4 protein-coding genes and 1 pseudogene are annotated in these 1,950 nt (G+C 68.1%); 3 read left to right on the forward strand and 2 right to left on the reverse strand.

Annotated elements, in window-relative coordinates:
• Window positions 1-81, reverse strand: an 81-nt coding sequence (locus KZA10_RS18775) for a transposase (protein WP_374196594.1), incomplete at its 3' end; no start/stop codon positions are given.
• A 20-nt stretch (window positions 82-101) separates the two neighbouring features.
• On the reverse strand, window positions 102-698 hold the full coding sequence (locus KZA10_RS13605) for a serine hydrolase domain-containing protein (protein ID WP_256934842.1): 597 nt from the start codon (window positions 696-698) through the stop codon (window positions 102-104).
• 143 nt (window positions 699-841) lie between these two features.
• On the opposite strand from KZA10_RS13605, the pseudogene KZA10_RS18780 reads away from it, so the two are divergent.
• The 3 genes and pseudogenes from KZA10_RS18780 to KZA10_RS13615 all read left to right on the forward strand — a co-directional run.
• Window positions 842-895, forward strand: a pseudogene (locus KZA10_RS18780) (hypothetical protein); the annotation flags it as partial.
• A gap of 49 nt (window positions 896-944) precedes the next feature.
• On the forward strand, window positions 945-1,367 hold the full coding sequence (locus tag KZA10_RS13610) for an exonuclease SbcCD subunit D C-terminal domain-containing protein (RefSeq protein WP_256934843.1): 423 nt from the start codon (window positions 945-947) through the stop codon (window positions 1,365-1,367).
• Window positions 1,368-1,940 carry an AAA family ATPase gene (locus tag KZA10_RS13615; RefSeq protein WP_218683148.1) on the forward strand — a complete coding sequence of 191 codons (573 nt, stop codon included), beginning with the start codon at window positions 1,368-1,370 and terminating at the stop codon, window positions 1,938-1,940.
• Window positions 1,941-1,950: the final 10 nt, after the last annotated feature.

Consider the following 1,950-nt stretch of genomic DNA (forward strand, 5'->3'; position numbering starts at 1 on the left):
GTCGCGGACCTTGATCACGAGCGCGTCGATCAGCACCACCGGATAGATCGCATCGAGAGGACGGGCTTGCCATTCCTGCATGTCGCCGAGCACCTTGTCCGTCACGGTCGACACCAGATCACGAGAGTGCGCTCGCGCGCCAGCCCGAAGCCCGCGAGCTCCAGCGGCGACCACACCCGCTCAGGGGTGTTCAGCCAGGCCGACTTCACGGTTCCCTCGGAGGATCCCGCGCCACTGGTGCCGTTGCACAGATCGAGGAGGGTGATGCCGTCGTCGCGCATGTCGGCGACGCCCGAGACGTAGTCGGCGACGTTGGCGTCGAGCTCCACCACGTCCCGGTCGGCGAGGGCATAGAGCACGTCGCAGGTCATCAGACGGGTGACGTCCGCGATGCGGAAGGACATGTCGGTCGACAGCTCCGCACCGCCTTCGCGATCCTGCGTGCCGATGCCCGCCACCCAGCTCCCGCTCCAGGGCGCCCATACGCCGACGATCGCACCGGTCGCACCGGAGGAGACGAGCGCGTTGTCGACCGCGGCCTGCATCGCGGCGACCGTGTCGTCCGGGAGCGGACCGTCGACCTGTGCGGGCGGCGTGTAGGAGAAGGACTCCTCGGACGAGCATCCGGTGAGAGCGAGAGCGAGCACGGCTGCCGTCGCCGTTGCGGCGCGCCACCGGCGCGACGAGAGAAGCTGCATGAAAGGGACCCCCGAGGACGTGTCTCCCGAGTCTAGAGCGCCGAGGCTGAAAGTCGGCCCCGGAGCGATCTCGGAGCCGCCGTAAGGTGGTCACCGTGCCCCATATCTTCGACGCCGACGTGATCACCGCCGTTCTCCGCCACATGAACGGCGACCACACCGATGACAACATCCTCATCGCCCGCGCCTTCGCGGAGCCGTCGGATGTCGAGGTGACCGGTTCGGTGATGACCGGGTTCGACGGAGATGTGGCTCGTCGACGTCGATGCCGATGGACTCGCCGAGGTCGAGTGGCTCGAGCTGCCGGTGCCGCGCCGCCTGGTCACGCTCACCGGCCCGCTCGACGAGCTCCTTTCCGCCGAGAGCGTCGCCACGCACGCAGACGACTGGGTCTGCGCCGTGTACACCGACGCCGTGCCGCAGACCGAGCCGATGCGCCGCCTCCGCGAGAGCTACCCCTACTGCGCCATGGTGCAACATCAGCCCGAGGTCAGGGCCGAAGCAGACGAGCGCTCCTACGTGCAGCGTCTGCGCAACGCGGTGACCGATGCCGACCGCATCGATGCCTTCCTCGAACATGTGCGGGCGGGTCAGGGGCCGACGGTGGCCGAGCGCGACCTGATCCGGGCGATCCTCGACGAGCGTGTGCGCGCTGAGGCGCTCGTCTAGATGCGTCTTCATCGCCTGGAGGTCGAGGGCTTCGGCCCCTTCCGCTCGCGTCAGACGGTCGACTTCGACGCGTTCGCCGACGATGGCATCTTCCTGATCGCCGGACGGACCGGGGCGGGCAAGTCCAGCATCCTCGACGCCGTCTGCTTCGGTCTCTACGGCGGAGTGCCACGATACGACGGCGGCGAGAAGCGCCTTCGGAGCGACCACTGCGAGCCCGACGATCCCTCAGAGGTGGTCGTCGAGTTCAGCACTCCCACCGGCCGGTTCCGGGTGACCCGTTCGCCCGAGTATCTGCGCCCGGCCAAGCGCGGCGGCGGCATGACCAAGCAGGCGTCGGCCGTGGCCCTCGAGGTGTGGACGGATGCAGGGTGGGTCGGACGCGCCGCACGCGCGGTCGATGTCGCAGGCGAGCTCGACGAGATCCTCCAGCTCAGCCGGGAGCAGTTCCTGCATAAGAACTTGGTGATCGCTTCCTTCTTGTCGTCGTCGTTCTGGAACGCCATCAGCTGGTCCATGACGCCGAGCGTGAACGGCGAGCCGTCCTTGGTCGGGATCGGGACGATGGAGTAGTCCAGGTTGG

The sequence above is a fragment of the Microbacterium sp. BF1 genome (genome assembly GCF_019279095.1).
GTDB lineage: Bacteria > Actinomycetota > Actinomycetes > Actinomycetales > Microbacteriaceae > Microbacterium > Microbacterium maritypicum.

Coding starts and splice junctions, on each gene's coding strand:
- KZA10_RS13605 (WP_256934842.1), bottom strand. CDS start 698: ATGCAGCTTCTCTCGTCGCGCCGGTGGCGCGCCGCAACGGCGACGGCA.
- KZA10_RS13610 (WP_256934843.1), top strand. CDS start 945: ATGTGGCTCGTCGACGTCGATGCCGATGGACTCGCCGAGGTCGAGTGG.
- KZA10_RS13615 (WP_218683148.1), top strand. CDS start 1,368: ATGCGTCTTCATCGCCTGGAGGTCGAGGGCTTCGGCCCCTTCCGCTCG.